Annotated in this window: 20 protein-coding genes; 13 read left to right on the top strand and 7 right to left on the bottom strand. The window is 41.8% G+C overall.

The annotated features are described in order from the left end of the window. Positions 1–1,392: Ig-like domain-containing protein (locus tag AACW45_RS21265; RefSeq protein ID WP_190634530.1), on the top strand; the 1,392-nt coding region annotated here is incomplete at its 5' end. Here AACW45_RS21265 and AACW45_RS21260 read toward each other — a convergent pair. Next, positions 1,360–1,884 carry a hypothetical protein gene (locus AACW45_RS21260; protein ID WP_190634528.1) on the bottom strand — a complete coding sequence of 175 codons (525 nt, stop codon included), beginning with the start codon at positions 1,882–1,884 and terminating at the stop codon, positions 1,360–1,362. The two genes, AACW45_RS21265 and AACW45_RS21260, sit on opposite strands and share 33 nt — an antisense overlap. A gap of 358 nt (positions 1,885–2,242) precedes the next feature. Between AACW45_RS21260 and AACW45_RS21255 the strand changes: the two genes are divergently transcribed. After that, positions 2,243–2,461 (top strand): hypothetical protein, encoded by a 219-nt coding sequence (locus tag AACW45_RS21255; protein WP_190634527.1) that lies wholly within the window; start codon positions 2,243–2,245, stop codon positions 2,459–2,461. A gap of 118 nt (positions 2,462–2,579) precedes the next feature. Here AACW45_RS21255 and AACW45_RS21250 read toward each other — a convergent pair whose 3' ends face one another. Together AACW45_RS21250 and AACW45_RS21245 are read right to left on the bottom strand one after the other, a co-directional pair. Continuing rightward, positions 2,580–3,389, bottom strand: coding sequence for a DUF3598 family protein (locus AACW45_RS21250; protein ID WP_190634525.1), 810 nt, complete (start codon positions 3,387–3,389; stop codon positions 2,580–2,582). A gap of 92 nt (positions 3,390–3,481) precedes the next feature. Then, the gene (locus tag AACW45_RS21245; RefSeq protein ID WP_190634543.1) at positions 3,482–4,384 is read right to left on the bottom strand and encodes a permease-like cell division protein FtsX; all 903 of its coding nucleotides are present in this window, start codon (positions 4,382–4,384) and stop codon (positions 3,482–3,484) included. Between the two features lie 178 nt (positions 4,385–4,562). Between AACW45_RS21245 and def the strand changes: the two genes are divergently transcribed. From def to recG, 4 genes are all read left to right on the top strand, one after another. Next, complete coding sequence (def, locus tag AACW45_RS21240; RefSeq protein ID WP_096642091.1) at positions 4,563–5,126, top strand: peptide deformylase; 564 nt, start codon at positions 4,563–4,565, stop codon at positions 5,124–5,126. Positions 5,127–5,137: 11 nt separating this feature from the next. Beyond that, positions 5,138–5,341 (top strand): hypothetical protein, encoded by a 204-nt coding sequence (locus AACW45_RS21235; protein WP_190542775.1) that lies wholly within the window; start codon positions 5,138–5,140, stop codon positions 5,339–5,341. A gap of 254 nt (positions 5,342–5,595) precedes the next feature. Beyond that, entirely contained in the window at positions 5,596–6,495 is a 900-nt protein-coding gene (locus AACW45_RS21230) for a hypothetical protein (RefSeq protein ID WP_190634524.1), read from the top strand. An 81-nt stretch (positions 6,496–6,576) separates the two neighbouring features. Beyond that, positions 6,577–9,066 carry an ATP-dependent DNA helicase RecG gene (recG, locus tag AACW45_RS21225; RefSeq protein ID WP_190634522.1) on the top strand — a complete coding sequence of 830 codons (2,490 nt, stop codon included), beginning with the start codon at positions 6,577–6,579 and terminating at the stop codon, positions 9,064–9,066. 11 nt (positions 9,067–9,077) lie between these two features. Here recG and AACW45_RS21220 read toward each other — a convergent pair whose 3' ends face one another. Then, positions 9,078–10,202: an ABC transporter permease gene (locus AACW45_RS21220; protein WP_190634521.1), complete on the bottom strand. Its 1,125-nt coding sequence runs from the start codon at positions 10,200–10,202 to the stop codon at positions 9,078–9,080. 314 nt (positions 10,203–10,516) lie between these two features. Beyond that, a complete protein-coding gene (locus AACW45_RS21215) occupies positions 10,517–12,580 on the bottom strand; it encodes a pentapeptide repeat-containing protein (protein WP_190634541.1) in 2,064 nt (687 codons plus the stop codon). 75 nt (positions 12,581–12,655) lie between these two features. On the opposite strand from AACW45_RS21215, the gene AACW45_RS21210 reads away from it, so the two are divergent. The 7 genes from AACW45_RS21210 (at position 12,656) to AACW45_RS21180 (ending at position 20,317) form a co-directional block, all read left to right on the top strand. Continuing rightward, positions 12,656–12,838 (top strand): hypothetical protein, encoded by a 183-nt coding sequence (locus AACW45_RS21210; RefSeq protein WP_190634519.1) that lies wholly within the window; start codon positions 12,656–12,658, stop codon positions 12,836–12,838. A 401-nt stretch (positions 12,839–13,239) separates the two neighbouring features. Then, positions 13,240–13,404 (top strand): hypothetical protein, encoded by a 165-nt coding sequence (locus AACW45_RS21205; protein ID WP_190634517.1) that lies wholly within the window; start codon positions 13,240–13,242, stop codon positions 13,402–13,404. A gap of 370 nt (positions 13,405–13,774) precedes the next feature. Continuing rightward, entirely contained in the window at positions 13,775–15,634 is a 1,860-nt protein-coding gene (locus AACW45_RS21200) for an NAD(P)H-quinone oxidoreductase subunit F (protein WP_190634515.1), read from the top strand. Positions 15,635–15,825: 191 nt separating this feature from the next. Next, positions 15,826–16,545 carry a carbonic anhydrase gene (locus AACW45_RS21195; RefSeq protein WP_190634513.1) on the top strand — a complete coding sequence of 240 codons (720 nt, stop codon included), beginning with the start codon at positions 15,826–15,828 and terminating at the stop codon, positions 16,543–16,545. A gap of 126 nt (positions 16,546–16,671) precedes the next feature. Beyond that, positions 16,672–18,171: an NADH-quinone oxidoreductase subunit M gene (locus AACW45_RS21190; protein ID WP_190634512.1), complete on the top strand. Its 1,500-nt coding sequence runs from the start codon at positions 16,672–16,674 to the stop codon at positions 18,169–18,171. A gap of 144 nt (positions 18,172–18,315) precedes the next feature. Then, positions 18,316–18,915 carry a CDP-alcohol phosphatidyltransferase family protein gene (locus AACW45_RS21185; protein WP_190634510.1) on the top strand — a complete coding sequence of 200 codons (600 nt, stop codon included), beginning with the start codon at positions 18,316–18,318 and terminating at the stop codon, positions 18,913–18,915. Between the two features lie 82 nt (positions 18,916–18,997). Then, on the top strand, positions 18,998–20,317 hold the full coding sequence (locus AACW45_RS21180) for a CO2 hydration protein (protein ID WP_190634509.1): 1,320 nt from the start codon (positions 18,998–19,000) through the stop codon (positions 20,315–20,317). Positions 20,318–20,491: 174 nt separating this feature from the next. On the opposite strand, the gene AACW45_RS21175 is transcribed toward AACW45_RS21180, so the two are convergent. Both AACW45_RS21175 and AACW45_RS21170 read right to left on the bottom strand, forming a co-directional pair. After that, positions 20,492–20,818, bottom strand: a complete 327-nt coding sequence (locus AACW45_RS21175) for a hypothetical protein (protein WP_190634507.1) — start codon at positions 20,816–20,818, stop codon at positions 20,492–20,494. A gap of 388 nt (positions 20,819–21,206) precedes the next feature. Further along, a complete protein-coding gene (locus AACW45_RS21170; RefSeq protein ID WP_190634505.1) occupies positions 21,207–22,391 on the bottom strand; it encodes an AbrB family transcriptional regulator in 1,185 nt (394 codons plus the stop codon). Positions 22,392–22,447: the final 56 nt, after the last annotated feature.

Genomic DNA, 22,447 nt, shown 5'->3' with positions numbered 1-22,447 from the left:
AACGCTACAACAATTACCAAAGTTGGGAATTACGGTACCTTAAGCCTGAACAAAACCACAGGCGCGTACACCTTTACTCCTGATGATGCGGCGATTGAAGCGCTGAAAACCAATGCGGTTGAAAGCTTCACATTACAAGTCAGCGATGACAATGATGCTACAGCCAATCAAACCCTGACTATTAACCTGACAGGCTTTAATGACGCGCCTTATGCCGTTGCTGACTCCTTCAACATTAACGAAGACAGCACGACGACTAACCTGTATAACAGCTTATTTAGCAACGATACTGATGTCGATACAGGAGACACGAAGAATATTCTCAGCGTCACCACTACAGGAACAAAGGGAACTGTATTATTTAACTCTAGTACTCAAAGCCTCAGCTACAGCGCTACAGGATTCGATTTCCTGAGTGTGGGACAAACTGCTACAGATAGCTTCAGTTACACAATTGTAGATTTTCAAGGAGCAACATCGACGGCTTCGGTCAATTTCACTATTACAGGCGTTAATGATGCCCCAATTCTGCTAACTCCAGCCATTGAGGATCAAATCATCTCAGTTAACCAATCTTTCTCGTTCAATATCAGTACCAACTTTACTGATATTGACCAAGGAGATGTTCTTACTTACAGTGTTACAGGATTACCCAGAGGATTTAGCATTAATGCCAACACTGGTATAATATCAGGCTCTACTTCCAACCCTGGTATTTTTACGATGAATGTCACAGCCCATGATGGACGTAGTAGCATTAGTAACGCCTTTGACTTGATCGTTGCTAATAATAATGCGACTGCGGGCAATGACATCATTTATGTGAGTCAACTTAGCGGTATTAATAAGGATAAGGTTAATGCCAGAGCAGGAAGCGATCGCGTTATTGGTACCAGTGCTAATGAGTTTCTTGGCGGTGCGGAAGGCAATGATTACCTTGATGGTCAGGGTGGTAATGACAAACTTATAGGTGGTGATAATCACGACACACTTATTGGTGGACTTGGTAATGATGACCTCCAAGGCGGCGACGGTAAGGATATGCTCATTGGTTGGGGAAGTGGTACAGGTAGCGCAAATCAAATCGACGAACTCAACGGTGGTGACGGTGCAGACACCTATATTCTGGGAAATAGCACCTCAGTCTTTTACAGCTTTGGTGGCTTTAATGACTATGCCAAGATTCTCAACTTTAAAGCTCAGGATCGGATTCATCTGAAGGGAACAGCTAGCAACTACTCTTTGAGGCCTGTTCCATCATCTGTGTCTAAAGGTAAAGCATCTGTCGGTATCTTTACCAATTCCGGAACAGAATTGATTGCAGTCCTTAAAAACGAAGGTTTAAACTCAACAAGCCTCTCAACCGATTCTCGTTTTGTTTTCATCGTTTAGTCCCATCTTCATGGAGTGATTTGGGGTAAGTGAGGTCAATCTCCATATCCCAAGTCTCCATAGCAAAAACAAAGCAATCAACACAGTCCAAATTTGGCATAAGTTTGTATTAATTGTCAGTTTATCAAGATGTAAGGAATGCCTTTGCTGATTATGCCAAAAACTACGCTGTAAACGCAAACCTATTTGCCGATCGACTGCTTGACGGTGACAGGTTTCATCTCCTGGTTGTAACCAATCAAGCACAGCAGATTCTTGCTCAACTGTGTCTACCAAAATTACTGTTGGTAAACCTATGGTGCTGTAAAGATATTTGACTTGCTCTAAGTTGTGAAAACTTTTGATGTCAAGTACAAGAATGTCAAAACCTTTTGCCGATAAGGCTAGAGCATCAACTCTAATCCATTCAAACTGGAGCGGCCAATCTTGTGATTGGGGCAAATCCATCAGACTGCACCAGGCAACTCTAATCACTTGCACCTGTTCATCCATTGATTCTACCTTTGTCAGCCAACATCTTGAAGATAGGTTTACCAAACAAGCAATTATGCTTATATGGGTAAATTAAAGTTTAGCAACCAAATTCACCATTGACTATGGCTGTGATTACCGCACTATCTGCGGATGGAAACGGGAAAAATATCTGTCTGTAAGCGTTCGGCTAAGTTTTAAAGCTGGTTATGGGAAATTACTTGTATAAGATTTATTAATCAAATTCGTAGGATTCCTCACAAGTTCCTCAAATTCTTTGCTTATAACATGGTTGATGGAGATGAGCAGCAGTGAAAAAACGCCCTTATCTCCTAGTTAAGTCAAATTTGACCGAGAGAACTTAAGGGTTGTTAATTTTATGAGTAACTACTTGTTTCACGATCCAATTAGTCTGGCAGAGCAAGCAGAAGAATTAGGTAAAAAGGCTGTAAAATTGGGGCTGATTCCTTCTTTTAGCGTTCATTATTACTCGGATAGCCCAGAATTCTTTCTACCTGATGAAAAGACTGCTCTTTCTCTTACGGCACCAGAAGCTTACATGAAATTTAAAAAATTAGTTGAAGCTTCTTCCTGTTGAGGATACACTTATCTTTCTCAAATTCAATTTAATCAACTCCCATAATAAAGCGATCGCGTAACTCTGTTTGAGAAGATCGCTTTTTTATTGCGCTTTTTGTGTCAACAGTATTTTGTTCTTAGACTTTTTCCTCTGTAATCAAGGTAAGACTAACCCATTCACCTTTATCGCTATAACTGCGAATCATTCTTTGGCGAAGATTAGGCTTGATTAACCAACCAGCTTCTAAAATAAAACTTTGACGTAAATTTACTTTTAATGGAGAAGTAGCAGAAGCACCATGAGATAAAAGTAATACCTGCATTTGTTTTTGTGGATCTTGATCGAAATGAATTATCGATCCTTTAATGGTAGCGCTGGAGGTAATTGTATGTTGCCCAAAAGACAAACTTTGGACAAATCGCCCAGCTGCATCTAATTCTAATTTTAAAGTTGTACGGGTAGTTGTAGGCGATCGCAAATCTGTATAGCTAGTTATTGCTTCACCTCGCCATTCTCCTAATAAATCATTTACCTGTACAGTTGGGCTGGGTGTGGTTTCAGTACCAGCTAAATGTTCTGGTATCAAGGTAAGTTGACTAAGTTGACCGTTTTTATCAAATAACTGAACTAGTCGCAAACGGCGATTTTCATGAATTAAACCTAATTCTGCACCAAATTCGCTAAATGGTGCAAGTTGGATGGAACCTTGAGAAAATGCTCCATTTTCCAAAAACAGAGTACTCTTGCCCAAGGAACTATATTCTAGAACTAAATCTTCTTGTCCTTGACGGCGGACAATCTGGCGGACTGTTTGATTATTGTTTAACCCTTCCAAGGAAACAACACTTTTGACATCTGCTATCAGTTCACCTTGAGGAGAGAAGCGAATAAATGAACCTTCCCACGCACCGAGATTTAGCAGTAATCTTTCCCATTGAGATGTCATAATTATTTATCCTTTGTCAGAGACACGATTAATCGCGTCTGTACAATTGACTGTGGACTATTGACCATTGACTATTGACCATTGACTCTTGACTAACTTTTTGCAAAACGGCGAACAGCAAATAAACTGCCCATTAATCCTACAGTTGCACCAAAGCTTAAGAGAATCAAGGGTAATTGTAAAATTTGTATGGGTGTGAGTTGTAAACCCTTGCTAATAAATTGAATAAACTCCGGTTGGTTGGCTAGGAGGTTGTTAATAAACTGTTGAGTTACGCTAATAAAAGACCAAGCGATCGCGCCCCCAATCAAGCCAAATGTTATACCTTGAAAAATAAATGGTAAATAAATCCACGCACTAGTTGCGCCAACTAATTGCATAATTTCAATTTCTTGCCGACGCGCCATAACTATCAGGCGGATTGTGATGCTGGTGACAGCGATCGCAGTTAAGGTAAGAATAATCGTAATTGTCAAGCTAATCCAGTTCAAACCTTTATGTAACTGGGCTACCCGTTGCACTACTTCATCAACATACTGGACTGTACTTACTCCCGGTAACTTAGCTAGCTGCGTTGCTAAATTGGGCACAGCTTGAGAATTACGTGCTTTCACCTTGATTTCATCAACTAGAGGATTTCCTCCTAATTGTTCATTAGCGCCTTCAATATCAGAAATTCTCAGTTCGCTAACTAAGTTACTCCAAGCTTGCTCTTTGGTAATGGTTTTCGTGTCTACCACCTCTGGCATATCTGTGATTAGTGGTTCAAGCGTGACAGATGATACACCAGAATCAAGATAAACTGATACTTCCAATTGGCTGCCAAACTGATAAAGTAGTTGTTCTAATTGCCAGGAAGTTTGTAAACTCATGCCAAATAAAAATAGTAAGACTGTAACAGTACTCACAGCAGCCCAATTCATCCAACCGCCGCGCAGCAAGCCGAGGAAAGTCTCTTTGAGCAGATAGTCAAATTTAGTTAGAAATTTCCACACAAAATTTTTGGTCAATAATTATTTGTCATTTGTCATTTGTCATTTGTCATTTGTCAAGGAATTAATCATCATTTTTTATCTTCCCTAGCCCCTAGTCCCTAATCTCTAGCCACTAGTCTCTAGCTGATTGATAGAATTAGACTAGTAGGAATTTTCACAATCTAGCCCATAAGGAATCATGCCCTCTGAAATTGCTGTCGAGAAAAAAAAGTTAAAAAATCCTCCTTTGCAACTTCACTATTTAGGCGATCGCGTTCTTCGTCAACCAGCAAAGCGCATCACTAAAATAGATGATGAACTGCGTCAGTTGGTACGCGAAATGCTGCAAACCATGTACAGCAAAGATGGGATTGGTTTGGCTGCACCCCAAGTGGGAGTTCATAAACAATTAATTGTCATCGATTTGGAACCAGATAACCCAGCTAACCCACCCCTGGTATTGATTAACCCAACAATTAAACAGGTAAGCAAAGAAATCTGCGTTGCTCAAGAAGGTTGTTTGAGCATTCCCAACGTTTATCTGGATGTTAAGCGCCCAGAAACAGTGGAAGTTTCCTATAAAGATGAATATGGGCGTCCTCAAACATTAAAAGCTAAAGACTTACTCGCACGCTGTATTCAGCACGAAATGGATCACCTCAATGGCGTGGTTTTTGTAGATCGCGTAGATAATTCCTTGACTTTGGCACAGGAACTATCTAAAAATGGCTTCTCGTATCAAGCGGTGAAACCTGTAGCATAGGGTGTGTAGTAGTGTATTTAACTCCGAAAAGCGGTTTATTTTTGGCTGGATCTTGTGTAAGTGCGATCGCGGCTGTAGGTTCGATTTTTGAACTCAGTTACGGACAACCAGATTTTGGTGTCACAACCACAACAATTATCCTCATATTAAGCATTCCTCTGACAGGATTATTTTTCTTTGCTGCAGTGAGGGACGCAAAGGATAACATTAAATAAGCATCAGGTACATAAAAAGGTAAAGGGATGGAAGCGTAATCACGAAATTCATCCTTTTGCCTTTTATTTTTCTGTGCTGGGGATGCCCAATGCCCAATGCCCAATGCCCAATGCCCAATGCCCAATTTTAAACTGCTATTTCTGGGGTATTTGCTATACTTCTCAGGAAAATATTCAATCCTTGGGATGTTTATTTTAAAATATATTCGTACATTTGTACCATATTGGGTTTAGGTGGTCAATTAAGAAAAGATATGGCTAGAGCAATCGAGAGAATTGATCGGGATATTGCATCGCTGAAAGAAGCGATAAATGCGATCGCAGCAGAACTACAAAAAGCTTACGCTATTTATTTCACCCTTTTAGGTCAAGCCTTGCGCCAGCAGTTAATTCTGGCAACTTACCACCTGTGTACTCAAGGATATCCCGAAAAATTCCTGAGTTTGTCATTAAATCAACGGCACCATTTGCAACAGTCCATCCGCAAGATGGGTAAACAAGCAGCCGAAAATTTACTGACTATTACTAGTAGCCAAGAAGCGCAGCATCCAGTCAGCGAGAATGAAGAAGCAGAAGTAGAAGATATAGAGGATGAAGAAGATACTGAGGAATTAGAAGATATAGAGGACGAAGAAGATACTGAGGATGAAGAGGCTGAAATTCATTCAAAATCCCAACTTTCTGTTTTAAAAATCACTGATTCTTCTAACCCGATGGAACTAGTAGCATGGCAACAGAGTGTAGAAAAGTTAACACACCACATAATTAAAAAACTCTCTTATGATGCTAATGCTGTGTTACAACAAGTCAATCTTTTACCCAGAAAGATACCAGAACCAATTTTAGAAGTAGCGGCGGCGGCATCAGAAGCATCAGCCGAAGTTATGCCGGGGCCACCTAATTTATTAAACGTAGTAATTGAAATTGAAAATGAGCAGGATGCAGAAGAACCAAACCTGACAAAAGTTATGGCGATAAACCTCCGTTTAGGAGAAATTGAATTTGCCGATCCGAAACTTTCTTCAGCACGCAAACAGATACGCAACACCCTGCTGCAGTTAAACAAACTAGGACAAGACTATCAAAGAAAGCATCGCGAACGCACCATTGCCGAAGCCGAAGCCGCATGGCGGGCGATTTGGGATGATGATTAGTCAATAGTCCACAGTCAATAGTCCACAGTCCATTGACAACTAACAACTGACAACTAACAACTGACAACTGACAACTGACTAATGACTACTGACAAACCAGATTGGATTAGATTGCAAAAAGCCTTGGCTGTAGAAGCAGAAAGCGGTTTTACAGATTTGATGGGTAGGCAATATCGCTTTAGTGAATTTCTCAGTTTGACTCTGGGTAAATTCCCCATTGGTTTACCCGCAATTGAACGCCGTCGCTGGCAAGAATTAGCTGTGCAATTTGCGAAATATCCCGATTTGGGTTTGGAAGAAAGGCAGCATTTAGTTGCGGAAACTCGCAGGTATCTGTATCAATTACAGCAGGATGATGGCAAGCCGCCAGAAAAAAATGGGGTAGCGGAGTCACAAGCAAGAAATTATCAATCAAAAAATCAAATTGCCACAACGCCGATTGTGGCAGAAGTGAGTCGGAGACTTGCGCCAAAAATTGACCAAAAACTCAGCGATTTACCCGAAATTGGCATTAGAAAAGCTGACAATTTGGCGCGTCTGGGTTTGTATACTGTGCGTGACTTACTTTACTATTACCCCCGCGACCATATTGACTATGCGCGTCAGGTAAATATCCGCGAGTTACAGGCGGGTGAGACGGTGACGATAGTTGCTACAGTTAAGCGCTGCAACTGTTTTACTAGTCCGAAAAATCAGAAATTATCGATTTTAGAACTGGTACTGAAGGATAACACCGGACAAATCAAAGTGAGTCGCTTTTCGGCGGGTACGCGCTTTACTAGTCGCGGTTGGCAAGAAAGTTTAAAACGCCGCTATCCGGTGGGTGCTGTGCTTGCAGCTTGCGGTTTGGTGAAGGAAAGTAGATATGGCTTGACGCTGGATAACCCAGAATTAGAAGTATTAGCAAATCCCGGCGATGCGATTGATTCTTTGACTATCGGTCGAATCGTGCCAATTTACGCCTTAACTGAGGGTATCGCGGCGAATATGGTGCGACAGGCGGTAATATCGGCTTTACCTGCGGCGGCGAATCTCAAAGATCCCTTACCTAGTGGGTTGAGGGAAAAGTATGGGTTGATGGAATTGAAAGATGCGATCGCTAATATTCACTTTCCCCCAGATAGCGATCGCTTGCAAGTCGCCCGTCGTCGTCTAGTTTTTGATGAATTTTTCTACTTGCAATTGAGTTTACTACAACGACAATATCAAGCAAGGCAAGTCCAAACCAGTGCTATTCTCGCTCCCAAAGGGCAATTATTAGAAAAATTCTACGAAATACTGCCATTTAAACTCACTGGCGCGCAGCAGCGAGTCATTAATGATATTCTCAAGGACTTACAAGAAACTACACCCATGAATCGCTTGGTGCAAGGCGATGTGGGTTCGGGGAAAACTGTGGTAGCTGTGGTAGCTATTTTAGCGGCGATTCAATCAGGTTACCAAGCCGCCTTGATGGCTCCCACGGAAGTTTTAGCAGAACAGCATTACCGCAAGTTAGTCAGTTGGTTTAACTTGCTGCATTTACCAGTAGAATTACTGACTGGCTCCACAAAAACAGTTAAACGGCGACAAATTCATTCCCAACTAGAAACGGGAGAATTACCTTTATTAGTTGGCACTCACGCCTTAATTCAAGACCCCGTAAACTTTCGCCAATTAGGTTTAGCAGTGATTGACGAACAGCATCGCTTTGGGGTGCAACAACGGGCGCGTTTGCAGCAAAAAGGCGAGCAACCCCATGTATTAACTATGACAGCCACCCCCATTCCCCGGACATTGGCATTAACCATACATGGGGATATGAACGTGAGTCAAATTGATGAGTTACCACCAGGTAGACAAAAAATACAAACTACCATGCTCACAGGTCAACAGCGCAGCCATGCTTACGACTTGATGCGGCGAGAAATTGTCCAAGGAAGACAGGTATATGTAATTTTACCTTTGGTGGAAGAATCAGAAAAGCTAGATTTACGTTCAGCAGTTGAGGAACATCAAAAGCTACAGGAAAGCGTGTTTCCAGAGTTTCAAGTCGGTTTGCTACATGGGCGCATGACTTCCGCCGAGAAAGACGAAGCAATTACCAAATTCCGCGATAACAAAACCCAAATTTTAGTATCTACTACCGTTGTAGAAGTCGGTGTAGACGTACCCAATGCTACAGTAATGCTCATTGAAAACGCGGAAAGATTTGGTTTATCACAACTGCACCAACTTCGCGGACGGGTGGGAAGGGGTGCGGCGCAGTCCTATTGTTTATTAATGAGTAGTTCTCGAAGTCCCGACGCGCAACAAAGATTGAAAGTAATGGAACAATCCCAAGATGGCTTTTTCATCTCAGAAATGGATATGCGTTTTCGCGGCCCTGGGGAAGTGTTGGGAACTCGACAATCTGGTGTGCCGGATTTTACCTTAGCAAGTTTGGTGGAAGATGAGGAAGTTTTGCTGTTAGCCCGTCAAGCAGCAGAGAAAGTTATTGAGATGGATGCTACGTTAGAACGTTGGATTTTGATGAAGGAAGAATTGAAGTATCGCTATGAGAGATTAATGGGTGGGGCGATTATGACTTAATTTTGTCACTATTAACTCAATTGACGGCGGAATTGGTTGATACTGATAGATAAGAGTAAGGTAGCAAAGATCAAAAGTGCGATCGCATTCCACCAAAGTACCTCTAAACCCACACCTTTAAGCAAAATTCCCCGCACAATCTCGATATAATGGCGTAGCGGGTCTAGTAGAGACAAATACTTAAAAAATTCCGGCATACTTTCAATCGGTGAGATAGCGCCAGAAAGTTGAATCAACGGTAAATTGATAAAAAACGATGTCAGTACAACTTGCTGTTGAGTACGGCAAATTGTCGCCAGCATAATCCCAATACCGATACCAACAAATAAATACAGTCCTGATAAACTTAAAAATAGTAGCGCATTCCCGCGAAAAGGGACGCTAAATACTAATCTGCCGATACTTAAAGCCAAAATTACATCGCCCATTAACAATATAAATAAAGGCACAATTTTCGCCAGTAAAATTTCCCAAGCTTCTGCGGGAGTCATTAATAATTGTTCGAGAGTTCCAGTATCCTTTTCGCGAACAACTGTGACAGAAGAAACCAAAGAACTAATCAGCGTTAAAACTAAGCCTAAAACGCCAGGGATGAAAAACCAACTGCTGCGTAATCCTGGATTATATAGGAAAGTCGTCTGCGGATTAATTAACGGCGGGGCTTGATTAGAGGAGAGACGGCGGCTAAATTGATTAATCATCTGATTGAGATAACCTTGAGCAATTCCCGCCGTATTTGCATCGACTGCATCAATTAAAATCTGTACCTCACCCGATTTATCTTCCGCTAAATTGCGTTTAAAGTCTGGGGGGATGATTAAACCGGCTGTGATTTTACCTTGGCGTACCTCTTCACCTAAATCTTGGGGACTAAATAGATATTTTTCTAAAGTAAATACCTTATTAACTGTTAAGACAGAAACTAATTCTCGGCTTTCATAGGTATTGGCATAATCGACCACGCCTAACTTGAGATAATGGACATCAGGATTGAGTGCAAAGCCATAAAGTAGCATTTGCACTGTGGGAGGGATGATTAATAAAACTAAAGTCTCTCGACTCCGTAAGATTTGGCGAAATTCCTTAATCGCCAAACTCCAGAATCGACTATTCAAGAGATTTTGAATAAATTTCATAGCTAGATGCCCACTTCAGCAAGTGCGATCGCTATGCTAATACTTAAATTCACATTTGTGTCTTCGTAGACTGTAGGGTGTGTTGTCGCACAGCGCAACGCACCATTTATGATATCTGCTGGAGCGGTGCGTTAGCCTACGGCATAACACACCCTACATTTTATGTTTTTTTAGGTTGAGCTACTTATCTCTTATCTCTGTGACCTCTGCGCCTCTGTGGTTAAATAGGATGATTTTTGAACCGCAGAGGACGCAGAGAACGCAGAGGATTTACAGGACGGAAAAATAAATGCTTCCCTTCTGCCTTACTTCCCTCATCCCAAACCGAATAACTTAGCAATTAACGGCAATAATTGATTCCCCGCTTCCACCAGCGAAGCGACAGCAGGTAAACCTGTAAATATTCCCTTCAACATGGTGATTGCAGTCTTTGCAGTCTTCTTACTTGCATTCTCTTGGGGAGTTTTCGCCGCCTCAGCTAAACTTTGCACCTGTTCCAACGCCTCAGCTTTATCGTCATCTGATAACTCTGTTGACTGAGAAATTGATTCTTGTAATTGCGTCAACAATTCCTTGATTCCCGGTTTATCTGTTTCGGGGGAATCAGGTAACTGATTGAGGGCAATATTCACATTACCGCTAATGGTTCCCAGGTTGGCGACGGAACCACCGCCAGCAATTCCGCTAACATTTGTACTTCCTTGAATATTGATGCTACTACTGTTATCAGACACTTTGTTATCTCCTTGTATATAAAATTTTGGCTGCTGAAGCGCAGTTGTGAGCATATTTTCTAAACTCAGAATGCGACTATCTTTTTCTATAAGTAATAATTGCTGACTGTGGGATAAAGCCTTGAGTTGATTATAGTCATCAAAATATTCGGCACTCAGTTGAGATTTATCACTTCCTGGTGCGGTTTTGGCTCTGAGTAACAAGTTATCATCGCCGCGTTTCTCCATTGCGACGATTTCTAACTCAGCTTCTGGGTGATTTTCTGCCAGGTTTTTGAATGCAATTGCAATAGCGCGGGGGTCTACGCTTTGATTGTGGTAAAGGTCGAGAGTGTCAAAAATTGGCTTGATAAAGTCGCCAAAGTCGCCGTCTTGGAAGACTTCTTGCTTATTATCAGGTTTGCGGAGGGGGTCGGGGTTTTCTTTGGTGGGTAAGCGCATGAAGACATACTCACACCTCACGCCATGCAATTTAGTTTCGCTGGTAATTCCCCAATCTTCAATGAATACACCTGTGAGAGTTGCACCTGTGAAATCGGTTGCGTCTAGTTGGGTTTGCTTGAGTTTTGCTCTGGATAAATCCGCATCTTGCAAATTAGCTTCACTGAGGTCAGCACTGATAAAGCTAGCATCTGCTAAGTTGGCTGATTGTAAGTTGATACCTCGCAGGATTTGACGGTCAAAGTTTTTGTCTTGTCCTTGTCCTGTAATTAGCAATTCTCGGACTTGTGGGTGTTGCAGGTAAGTTGAGCCTGGGCGAACGCGGTCAAGCATTTTGGCTTGATACCAACGGGTATTAGTGAGGATAGTATTGCGGAAATCTGTACTTTTGAGCGTGGCTTTGGTGAAATCAGCCTGAGTTAAAGTAGCACCACGAAAACTTGTCCCTCCTGTGGCTGCAAAGGCGATCGCGGTATTACGAATTAAGGAATACTTTTGGTCTCCTTTCATTGCTCGCCAAGCGATGTAGATACTAAGTACAGATCCGGCGACGGCTCCGGCGACGGCGAAGGCGAAGGCGAAGACTCCGGCTAAGGCTCCCGCGACGGCTAAGGCTCCCGCGACAGCGACGACTCCCGCGACGGCTAAGGCTCCGGCTAAGGCGAAGGCGAAGGCGACGGCTAAGGCTCCCGCGACGGCTAAGGCTCCCGCGACGGCTCCAGATCCGGCGACGGTGATGGCTACGATGACGGCGATATATCCGGCGAAGTCTCCGGTTCCGGCTAAGGTGACGGTTAAGGGGACGGCTAAGGCGACGGCGGAGGCGACGGCGGAGGCGACGGTTCCTACAGCAGCTGATATTCCTTGGCGAATTATTACAAAGAAAAAGACAATCAATACAATTAAAGCAACCCAGCCCGCTATCCGGGTTTCTGTTGTATCACTAGATATAAATGACACCAAGTAAGTGTCAAAAGCCCAGAAAAATCCAGACACCCCTGACAATAACCAGGAAATTAGAACTAAAAAAATTGCCCAACGGCGTTGCAGTCCCGCTTTAGCATGGCTGAAGTTTGCACCTGTTAAATTAGCATTGGTGAAATTTGCCCCTCGGATGTCGGCATAGCTAAAGTTAGCACCCGCAAGGTCTTGTCCTTTGAAGTTGCGTCCTCGGAGATTTTGCCCGGAAAAGTCTAACCCCATGTTCCACTGCGCGAATATGAGCAAATTTTACTACACGCTTAAGCCTGTATATTCAGCAATGGTGAGATATTCTTCATGATTCTGGCTCAAAGCCGCAATTTCGGGGATAAAAGGTGCAACTTCGAGGATAAAAGGCTCATCGTTGAGGATAAAAGGCTCATCATTGAGGATAAAAAGCTCATCGCTGAGGATAAAAGGCTCATCGTTGAGGATAAAAGGTGCAACGTTGAGGGTAAAAGGTTCATCGTTGAGGCTTAGAAGCGCAACATTGCGATTCTAAGGACTGCCAATTTCAAAAATACCCCATGACAAGCGAAAATGAAGTACGCAGGTAGGGGCATCGGCAATGCCGTGCCCTGAGGCTCATCGGGTACGCCAAAATATTTGTATACAGCATATTTCAGGTAAATGAGGTACGCGCTTCGGGGCATGGCAGTGCCAGTACCCCTACCATCTATGCCATTCTTTTCTCAAATCGCTCATCGCAGTAATATATATCAGTAAGTGAGCGACTGTGGCAATGTGGATATATAGCGATTCTCATGTAAATGCAATACACAATCGGGCATGGCAGTGCCATGCCCCTACGAATGGTTTGTATTCTATGCAATAGAGAATGCTATCGGCACAGGAGAAAAATTCACTTACAGGAAAGCCTAATGGAACGCTCAAAAATAATTGCCATTATTACAGGTGCGATATCGATTATTTTAGCGATCGCATATCTCATCATAGTCCAAATCCTCGACTACCGCGACATGAAACCCGCCCCCATTAGCCAAATCAACCAACCACCAGCAATTGTGGCTACTAGTTGGTACTAAAAATTTACTCATTTCATCTTCCTAAAGATATAAACATCGCTCGAGACGCAATTAACTGCGTCTCTTGTCATTTTTGTCAATTGAAATAATCAATGATATCTATTGATAGCTTCCGGGAATCATCTATAGATAAATATCAATAGTTATGATTTGTGAATCAAATAAAGCCCTAATATAAGAATTAATTAGAGGAACTATCGATGATTTATTTATTTGAAGTATTTCCTTTTTGTCATAGATAAAGGTAAGCTATTTCTAACAAAATTAAGCAAAAATAAAATCGAATTATTGATGATGGCTGGGTTGGCAGGGATCAAAGCTATTTGATTTCTAACCCCAGAGTTGTGCTGGATGTTATAGAGGTAAGTTCATGGCTCAGTTTCTTGTGGAGACTGTGTGGCTAGTTCCGTTATATGCTTTAATAGGTGGGCTGTTAGCGGTTCCTTGGTCACCAGGGATCATTCGCCGCACTGGCCCAAGACCGGCTGGTTATGTCAATTTGGTAATGACATCTCTAGCGTTTTTGCATAGCGCGATCGCATTTATCGCCATTTGGAATCAACCAGCAATCGAAGTATTTATACCTTGGCTGTCTACAGCAGGTTTAAATCTTACCATTGCTTTGGAAATTTCTTCAATTACTGTAGGCGCATTGACTGTAATCACTGGCTTAAATTTCTTAGCGCAAATTTTCGCCATTGGTTACATGGAGATGGATTGGGGTTGGGGACGGTTCTATTCTCTATTAGGACTGTTTGAAGCGGGATTATGTGCCCTAGCTTTGTGTAATAACCTGTTCTTCAGTTATGTAATTCTCGAAGTTCTGACTTTAGGAACTTATTTGCTAGTTGGGTTGTGGTTTAGTCAGCCGTTGGTGGTAACTGGTGCTAGAGATGCTTTCCTCACCAAACGGGTAGGCGACTTATTTTTGCTGATGGGTGTACTGGGGTTATGGCCTTTAGCGGGGACTTGGAATTATTCAGAATTATCTGAATGGGCAGCAACTGCCAATGTTGACCCCACTGTTATCACTTTGGTAGGTTTAGCCTTAATTGCGGGGCCAATGGGTAAATGCGCTCAATTCCCCCTGCATTTGTGGTTAGATGAGGCGATGGAAGGGCCAGTTCCCAGTACGATTTTGCGGAACTCGGTGGTAGTAGCCAGTGGTGCTTGGGTACTAATTAAACTGCAACCGGTATTAACTTTATCACCTTTCGTTTCCTCGGCTTTGGTAGCAATTGGTGCAGTTACAGCCGTTGGTGCTTCTTTAATTGCGATCGCGCAAATTGACATTAAACGCTGTCAATCTTACTCTGTCAGCGCTTACATGGGTTTGGTGTTTATCGCGGTAGGTACAAGACAAGATGAAGCCGCACTGTTATTAGTACTGGCTAATGCTGTATCAGCCGCACTCTTGGTGATGAGTACTGGCGGCATTATCTGGAATAGCATTACCCAAAATGTTACACAGTTGGGTGGATTATGGTCGCGTCGTCCAATATCTGCGATCGCATTTATTGTGGGAACTTTAGGATTAGTTGGTTTTCCACCTCTAGGCGGCTTTTGGGCGTTGATGAAATTAATTGATGGACTTTGGGGAACTCAACCTGTATTGGTTGGCGTGGTGATAGCTGTGAATGCTTTAACTGCTGTGAGTTTAACCAGAGAATTCGGTTTGATTTTTGCTGGTAAACCTCAACAGATGAGCGAGCGATCGCCTGAAGTACATTGGCCAATGTCTTTTCCGATGGTGATTTTACTAGGTTTTGTGTTACATCTGCCATTAGTGTTGCAAAGCTTATCATTATTACCATCTTGGGCAACCTTAAATAAAGATGTTGCACTGTTGTTAATTTGGTCAACAATTTTTGGTTGTGGTATTAGTGGCGTGATTTATTTAGGTAACATTCCTAAACCAGTTCGCCTACCTTGGAAACCTTTACAAGATTTATTCGCCTACGATTTCTACACTCCCAAGCTTTATCGGATGACGATTATTTTCAGCGTCGCTCAAATTTCCAAATTTGCCGATATGTTGGATCGTTTTGTCGTTGATGGCATCGTCAATTTTGTGGGTTTGTTCTCACTATTAACTGGTGAGGGATTGAAATATAGTACCTCTGGACAAACCCAATTTTATGCTTTCACTGTGCTTTTAGGTGTTGGCGTATTAGGAATGTGGGTAACTTGGCCATTTTGGGGCGTGCAGTTTCTCAATTTGATGTTTTAGTAATTAGGGGCTAGACAGTAGGGACAAAACAAGAGAGATTTTTTCGTCGGATTATTGATTTAAAAATTACATAGATTCGCTAAAATTTCTCAAATCTAGCCCCAAAAACCTATCTTTGTTGTCACGCGCGATCGTACAATTTTTAAAACCATTAAAATATTCGATGATTTCCATTTGTCGGGGGACAAACCATGAATAAACAATATCGCCAAAGCAATGTTTCTCGGAGAAATTTACTGAAACTCGGTGCAGGTGCAGTTGGTGCAGGCGTAGTAACAGCCGGATTGGGTGCAAATTTGGCTGCACCTGAAAAAGCCTCAGCAGTAGATAAAAAAGATATTACTCCTGATGCAGCACTCAAAGAATTATTAGATGGAAATGAGCGATTTGTCAAAGCCAAAAAACGCTACCCAAATCAATCAATAAAACGCTTGCAGGAAGTTGCAAAAGGTCAAAAACCGTTTGCATCAATTCTCGGCTGTGCCGATTCACGAGTACCTTCAGAGATTGTTTTCGATCAAGGCTTAGGTGATTTATTTGTTTGTCGTGTAGCTGGTAATATTGCCCCTCCCGAAGAAATTGGTAGCCTAGAATTTGGTAGCTTAGTTTTAGGCGCTAAAGTAATTATGGTGTTAGGTCATGAAAGATGCGGAGCTGTAGATGCAACTATTAAAGGTGCCTCAGTACCAGGACAAATTGGTAGTTTACTGGAAGCAATTAAACCAGGTGTAGAAAGAGCTAAAGGACAACCAGGCGATCCATTAGAAAATGCTTGTAAAGCTAATATTTTAGTGCAAATTGAGAAGCTACAATCATCGCCAGTTCTGGCTGAGTTAATCAAAGAAAAAAAACTGAAAATAGTTGGTGGTTATTACGATTTAGATACTGGCAAAGTCAGTTTAGTTAGTTAGTTATTGGTCATTTGTCCTTGGTCATTTGTCATTTGTCTCTTTTATATCCCTGGACTATTGACTATTGACATTTGACCATTGACATATTTAAGAAATTCTCTTTTTTACTCAATTACCCAAATTGCCATGTTAAGTGTTCTGATTTGGCTCCCGATTTTAGCAGCAGCTATTATAGCGTTAATACCTAAAAATCTGCCTACCAATACTGTGCGGTTAAGCGCATTATACTTTGCTGCTATTACATTACTATGGAATATTTTTATTCTCTTCAAATTTGATATCAGCAATCCAGGGATGCAGTTTCAAGAGAATATTCCTTGGAATGAAACTCTTGGTTTGAGCTATCAATTAGGAGTTGATGGGCTGTCTATTTTGATGTTGGTGTTAAATAGCCTCCTCACCTGGATTGCTATTTACAGTAGCAGCAAAGAAACCCAAAGACCAAGGCTTTTTTACTCCCTCATTTTATTAGTCAGTGGTGGGGTAGCAGGGGCATTTTTAGCACAAAATTTACTGCTGTTCTTCCTGTTCTACGAACTAGAATTAATTCCCTTCTATTTACTAATTTCCATTTGGGGAGGAGAAAAACGCGGTTATGCTGGTATCAAATTCCTAATTTACACTGCTGTTTCTGGGGCTTTAATTTTAGCAACATTCTTGGGTACTGTATGGCTAACTGGTGCTAGAAGTTTCGCCTTCGATGCAGTTTCTACCCAAACTTTATCTGCTGGGTTACAAATCATTCTCTTAGCAGGAATTATCTTAGGTTTTGGCATCAAAATTCCCTTGGTTCCCTTCCATACTTGGTTACCTGATGCTTATGTTGAAGCTTCTGCGCCAATTGCGATTCTTTTGGGTGGCGTGTTAGCTAAACTGGGAACCTACGGATTGTTACGTTTTGGTATGGGGATGTTTCCCCAAGCTTGGAGTATTTTCGCACCGACATTGGCAATTTGGGGTGCGGTGAGTGCAATATATGGGGCTGTAGTAGCGATCGCGCAAAAAGATATCAAGCGCATGGTAGCATACAGTTCTATCGGTCACATGGGTTATATCTTGCTAGCTGGTGCTGCTAGTAATCCTTTGGCTTTGGTTGGTGCTGTCGCTCAAATGTTTAGTCACGGTTTAATTCTCGCTATCTTGTTCCATTTGGTGGGAGTTGTGGAAACTAAAGTTGGAACTCGCGAGTTAGATAAACTCAATGGTTTAATGAGTCCGATTCGGGGTTTACCTTTAATTAGTGCCTTGCTAGTATTAAGTGGAATGGCGAGTGCTGGTATTCCCGGTTTAACAGGTTTCGTGGCTGAATTTATCGTTTTCCAAGGAAGTTTCTCAGCGTTTCCTATCCCCACAATTTTGTGTGTAGTTGCTAGTGGTTTAACTGCGGTTTATTTCGTCATCCTGCTGAACCGCACCTGCTTTGGTAAACTTGACAACTTAGCTTACTATCCCAAAGTGGAATGGTTTGAAAAAACTCCTGCGTTGATTTTGGCAGTTTTAATCATCTTTTTGGGAGTACAACCTACTTGGTTAGTGCGTTGGAGTGAACCTACAACTACAGCAATGGTAGCTGCAATTCCCCCAATGGAAAGAACTGTTAAATCAGAAATCGCCTTAAAACCATAACTCCTCCTTCTCTCTGCGCCTCTGCGCCTCTGCGTGAGATTTATTTTGATAAATGAACCGCAAAGACGCGTTCGGCGAAGCCGTTCCCGAAGGGTAGTACACAAAGGAAGAGAAAAGAGTTATGCACCAAAATTAGGAGGAAGGATGAATCTAAAATTAATTCCCAGTGCTTTAGTAGGATTTCGCTTTTTAATTTCTCCCTTCCTCCTCTGGGATGCTGTTGATGGTAAAACTACTATTTGGTTCCTTGTTGGTTTTATCGCCGCCTTTCTCTCGGATATTTTTGATGGCATAATTGCCCGCAGACTTGGTGTGAGTACTGCCGAATTAAGACAAGCTGATAGCTGGGCTGATGTTTGTCTTTTTAGTTGCATATTTGTGAGTGCTTGGTTAGTACATAAAGAAGTTTTAATTGCTTATCGAATACCTTTACTCACAGTAGTTTTTGCACAGGTGATATGGTGGATAGTTAATTTAGTCAAATATGGTAAACCTGCTAGCTATCACACCTATTCGGCTAAGTTTTGGGGTATCACTCTGGCGATTGCGATTATTTCTTTATTTGGCTTTAATTATGCAGGAATTTCTCTTTGGCTAACTTGTATTGCTGGTTTGATTTACAGTCTCGAAGAAATCGCCATGACAATGATTCTGCCAGTATGGACGCATGATGTTTTAAGCATTTTTCACGCCCTAAAGATACGCGAACAATTATTAATACAACAAGACGAAATTGCATCATAGTCATCACAAATGACATTCCAAAGACGCGATGAATCGCGTTTTTACAAAATAAAAAACCTGACAACTCCAACGGAATTTATATATGACAGCAACTTTTGATAAAGCTACTAAATTACCTCCATCTCAGCATGAATTTGCCGAAGTAATTCATCGCCTAGAAGCTGGTGGTTCCATGTTACCTGATACGCCAGAAAATTTGATGCAAATTATCGGCTTGTATAAAGCTTATGCTGTGCCGATGGATTTTTACTGGCGGGATTTACTTTATATTGCGGAACAAGAATTTTTAAATCCCTTTCCTTTCTTTAAATACTTCTTGCCTAAAGAGTATTTAGACCGTCATAATCATTATGCTGGTGATGATGCAGATTTAAGAATTTGGCGGGGACAAGCTACAGCCCATCCTGAATTATTAGCATTTATTGAAAAAGGTGAAACTGGCAAAATGCCTAGATTATTTCACCATTTATTCCACGATCGCATTAACATGGAATTTGCTGAGGCTTGTATGCGGGCTATGCTTTGGCATCGTCACATGTACGCACCAGTAAACCAGTTTGACGCTTACCTGGATTCGGAAGAATATAAAGCTAACGCCGATAGGGCAATTAAAGCTTACTTCAAAGGTAACCCGGTAATGTTGGGGCTACATAAGCTGTTCCCGGATATGTTCATCGAACAATGTCGCCAGATGTCTTATTATGCTAACCTGGGTTTATTCTGGGAAGTCATGGCACCCGTGTTCTTTGAAATGTCGGATATCTACGACGAAGGCGGGTTTAAAGGTGTCCCCGATGCGATGAACTTTTTGGTAAATGGAATTTTTGCGATCGCCGGTCGTCCGATTTATCATCATGTATATATAGATGGGGAATGCTACGAAATCATTCCCAAATCTAAGGGTTTCACTTGGTTATACGAAGCCGCTTTACCTTATGTAGAAGCAGTTTTCTACCGTACCGCACCTTTTAGAGGCACAAAATCTTATAATGCACAAGCAGGTCAAGTACCTGACGATCAAAAAGACTTTCACTATGGCATTCTTTACGCTGATGTGTTTCCTGTAGGTACAGCAGGTATTCCACCCACATTGTTAATGCAAGATATGTTACACTTCTTGCCTCAATATCTGCTTGATTACTACAAACAATATTGTCGTGGCGAGGAAGATATGTTGATTCAGTTAGGAATTAGTTTCCAACGGTCAATGTATAATGTAACATCGGCGGTAATTCAAGCATTACGCACTGCACTGTTATATCCTTTAGATGACACCAATCCCAAGCATTTACAAGCAAACCGGGAATTTTTTGAAGCGCAGTTAAGCCGCTTTACCCGTGCTGATTACAATATGCGAGATGCGGCGCGGTTACGCAGTATTCAAAGTCAAGATTACAGGTAATTCGTAATTCGTAATTCGTAATTTTTTGGTAGGGTGTGTTATGCCGTAGGCTAACGCACCTTATATTTTTGTTAATGCAAAATTAATATTAATTTAAATAGAATTTGCGGCGTACCAATATATTTTAGAGGGCATGGCAGTGCCAGTGCCCCTACAATCTGTCGCATTCTTTTTTTAAATTGTTATAGCTTGCAAGAACCCGGAATCAACTTCAGGGTTCCCGGAATCAACTTCAGGGTTCCCGAAATCAACTTCAGGGTTGACGTTTCCGTGTTTCGCGTAGTCTGAATTAACTTCAGGGTTCCCGGAATCAACTTCAGGGTTGACGTTTCCGTGTTTCGCGTAGTCTGAATCAACTTCAGGGTTCCCGGAATTAACTTCAGGGTTGATGTTTTCGTGTTTCGCGTAGCCTGAATCAACTTCCGGGTTCCTGTTTGCGTGTTTCCCGTCAGCTGTACTTACAACATATTTCAGGTAAATGAGGTATGCGCTTCGGGGCATGGCAGTGCCAATGCCCCTACAATCAACTATAAATCAATTCAAAATTCAAAATTCAAAATTAAAGACAGCCACCCACAAGGGGTGGGGTTTCTACCTAGGGACATCCAATTTTTTAAATACCCAATCAATTTGTAGTGCGAGCGTCTCGCTCGCTTTAGAACAACAGCGAGCAAGACTTCGGCGTGAGCGCTCAGTCGAACGCTGCTCGCACTACGGAAATATGGGTAATTTATTCTTTGTAAGTCCCCTACCTTGCGAAACAAGGATTTTTTCGCCCACTAGGGGCGAGGTTTTAAACCTAACTTTTTCCAATAAATCTGTACCTCACCAAGTAGCAATTTGCTGTATGTTTTCTGTTGGTGCGTTGTGCTGCGCGACAACACTTTAACTACTTGAGAGATAATTGCCCGTCAAGATGGCGAAATAGAAATAACCAAATTGGTAGGGAACTGTTAATGGCAATTAATCTGATTAAATGACCTGTGGTGACAACCTCTACATTATGATTTAAGACTAGGGAGACAAGAATCATTTCTGCTGCACCGCCTGGCGCTGTTACCAACAGACAAGTTAACCAATCCCAAGAAGTTAATTGCATAGCTAGCATAGCAGCGATCGCACCAGCGATTAAAGTCATGATGACAGACAAAACCGCATAGACTATGGTGCGTTTCCCAAAGCTGGGTTTTTCTCCCCAATATTCACCGATGGTAATTCCTAACAACATTTGCCCAATTATATTGATAAATGATGGTGGGGTAAAGTGAATGTCTTGGACAAACGGTAGCAAATTAATTATCGGGTTAAACCCTATCCCAATTAATAAAGCGCCAAAAAAATCCCCGGCGGGAATTTTAAATAATATCGATAGGTAAACAATTAATCCAATTATTCCCAATACTAACAGCAGTAATCCTAATTGAGAGATATCAAAATTAAATAAATTACTTGGAGTGGGAATTATTGACGGATTCCAAGCATTACCAACTGTCGTTCTGACAATAAAAGGAATCAGCAAAACTACAGTTGTGACACGCAAAGCTTGAACTAATGCAACTAGGGTAACATTTTTGTTATAGTCAGCAGCAATAGAAGCCATTACTCCCACGCCACCGGGCACTGTCGCCAGCATTGATGTTAATAAATTCGTTTGGCTGAGGCGGGAATAAATGTAGCCAATAACAGTACCACAAATTAACAGAAAAAAGGTTAATAAAACGAAAATGGGAATACCATTAGCTACTGTAGCTAAATCGCTGTAATTAGTTGAGGCTCCAACTGTTAATCCTACCAATGCCATGCCAACTTTTCTGGCGGTGCGGTTAGGTTTGGGAGAATATTGATAGAAAATCCGGCATCCCTGCAACACTACAGTACCCGCCGCAACTCCGCCAAATAACCAAGCCATTCCGCCTAAATGCAATTTAGTTAAACAGAAACCAAAGGGCACAGCTAAAAGCATTTCTAAAAATAAGATTGCTAGTTGCTTGATAAATGGATTTTGAACAGCAACAGCAGGATTTTCCGTGGTCGATTCCTCTACAATGGGAAGAATACTTAAGGTATGATTCATTGATCAAGCGCTTTTCTCATTAGTTTAACTATGCACATAAGCTAATGCGATCGCGC

It is taken from the genome of Calothrix sp. FACHB-168, assembly GCF_963889195.1.
GTDB lineage: Bacteria > Cyanobacteriota > Cyanobacteriia > Cyanobacteriales > Nostocaceae > Aulosira > Aulosira anomala_A.
The sequence above is the reverse complement of the archived record's forward strand: the minus strand, read 5'-3'. Positions and strand labels throughout refer to the sequence as shown.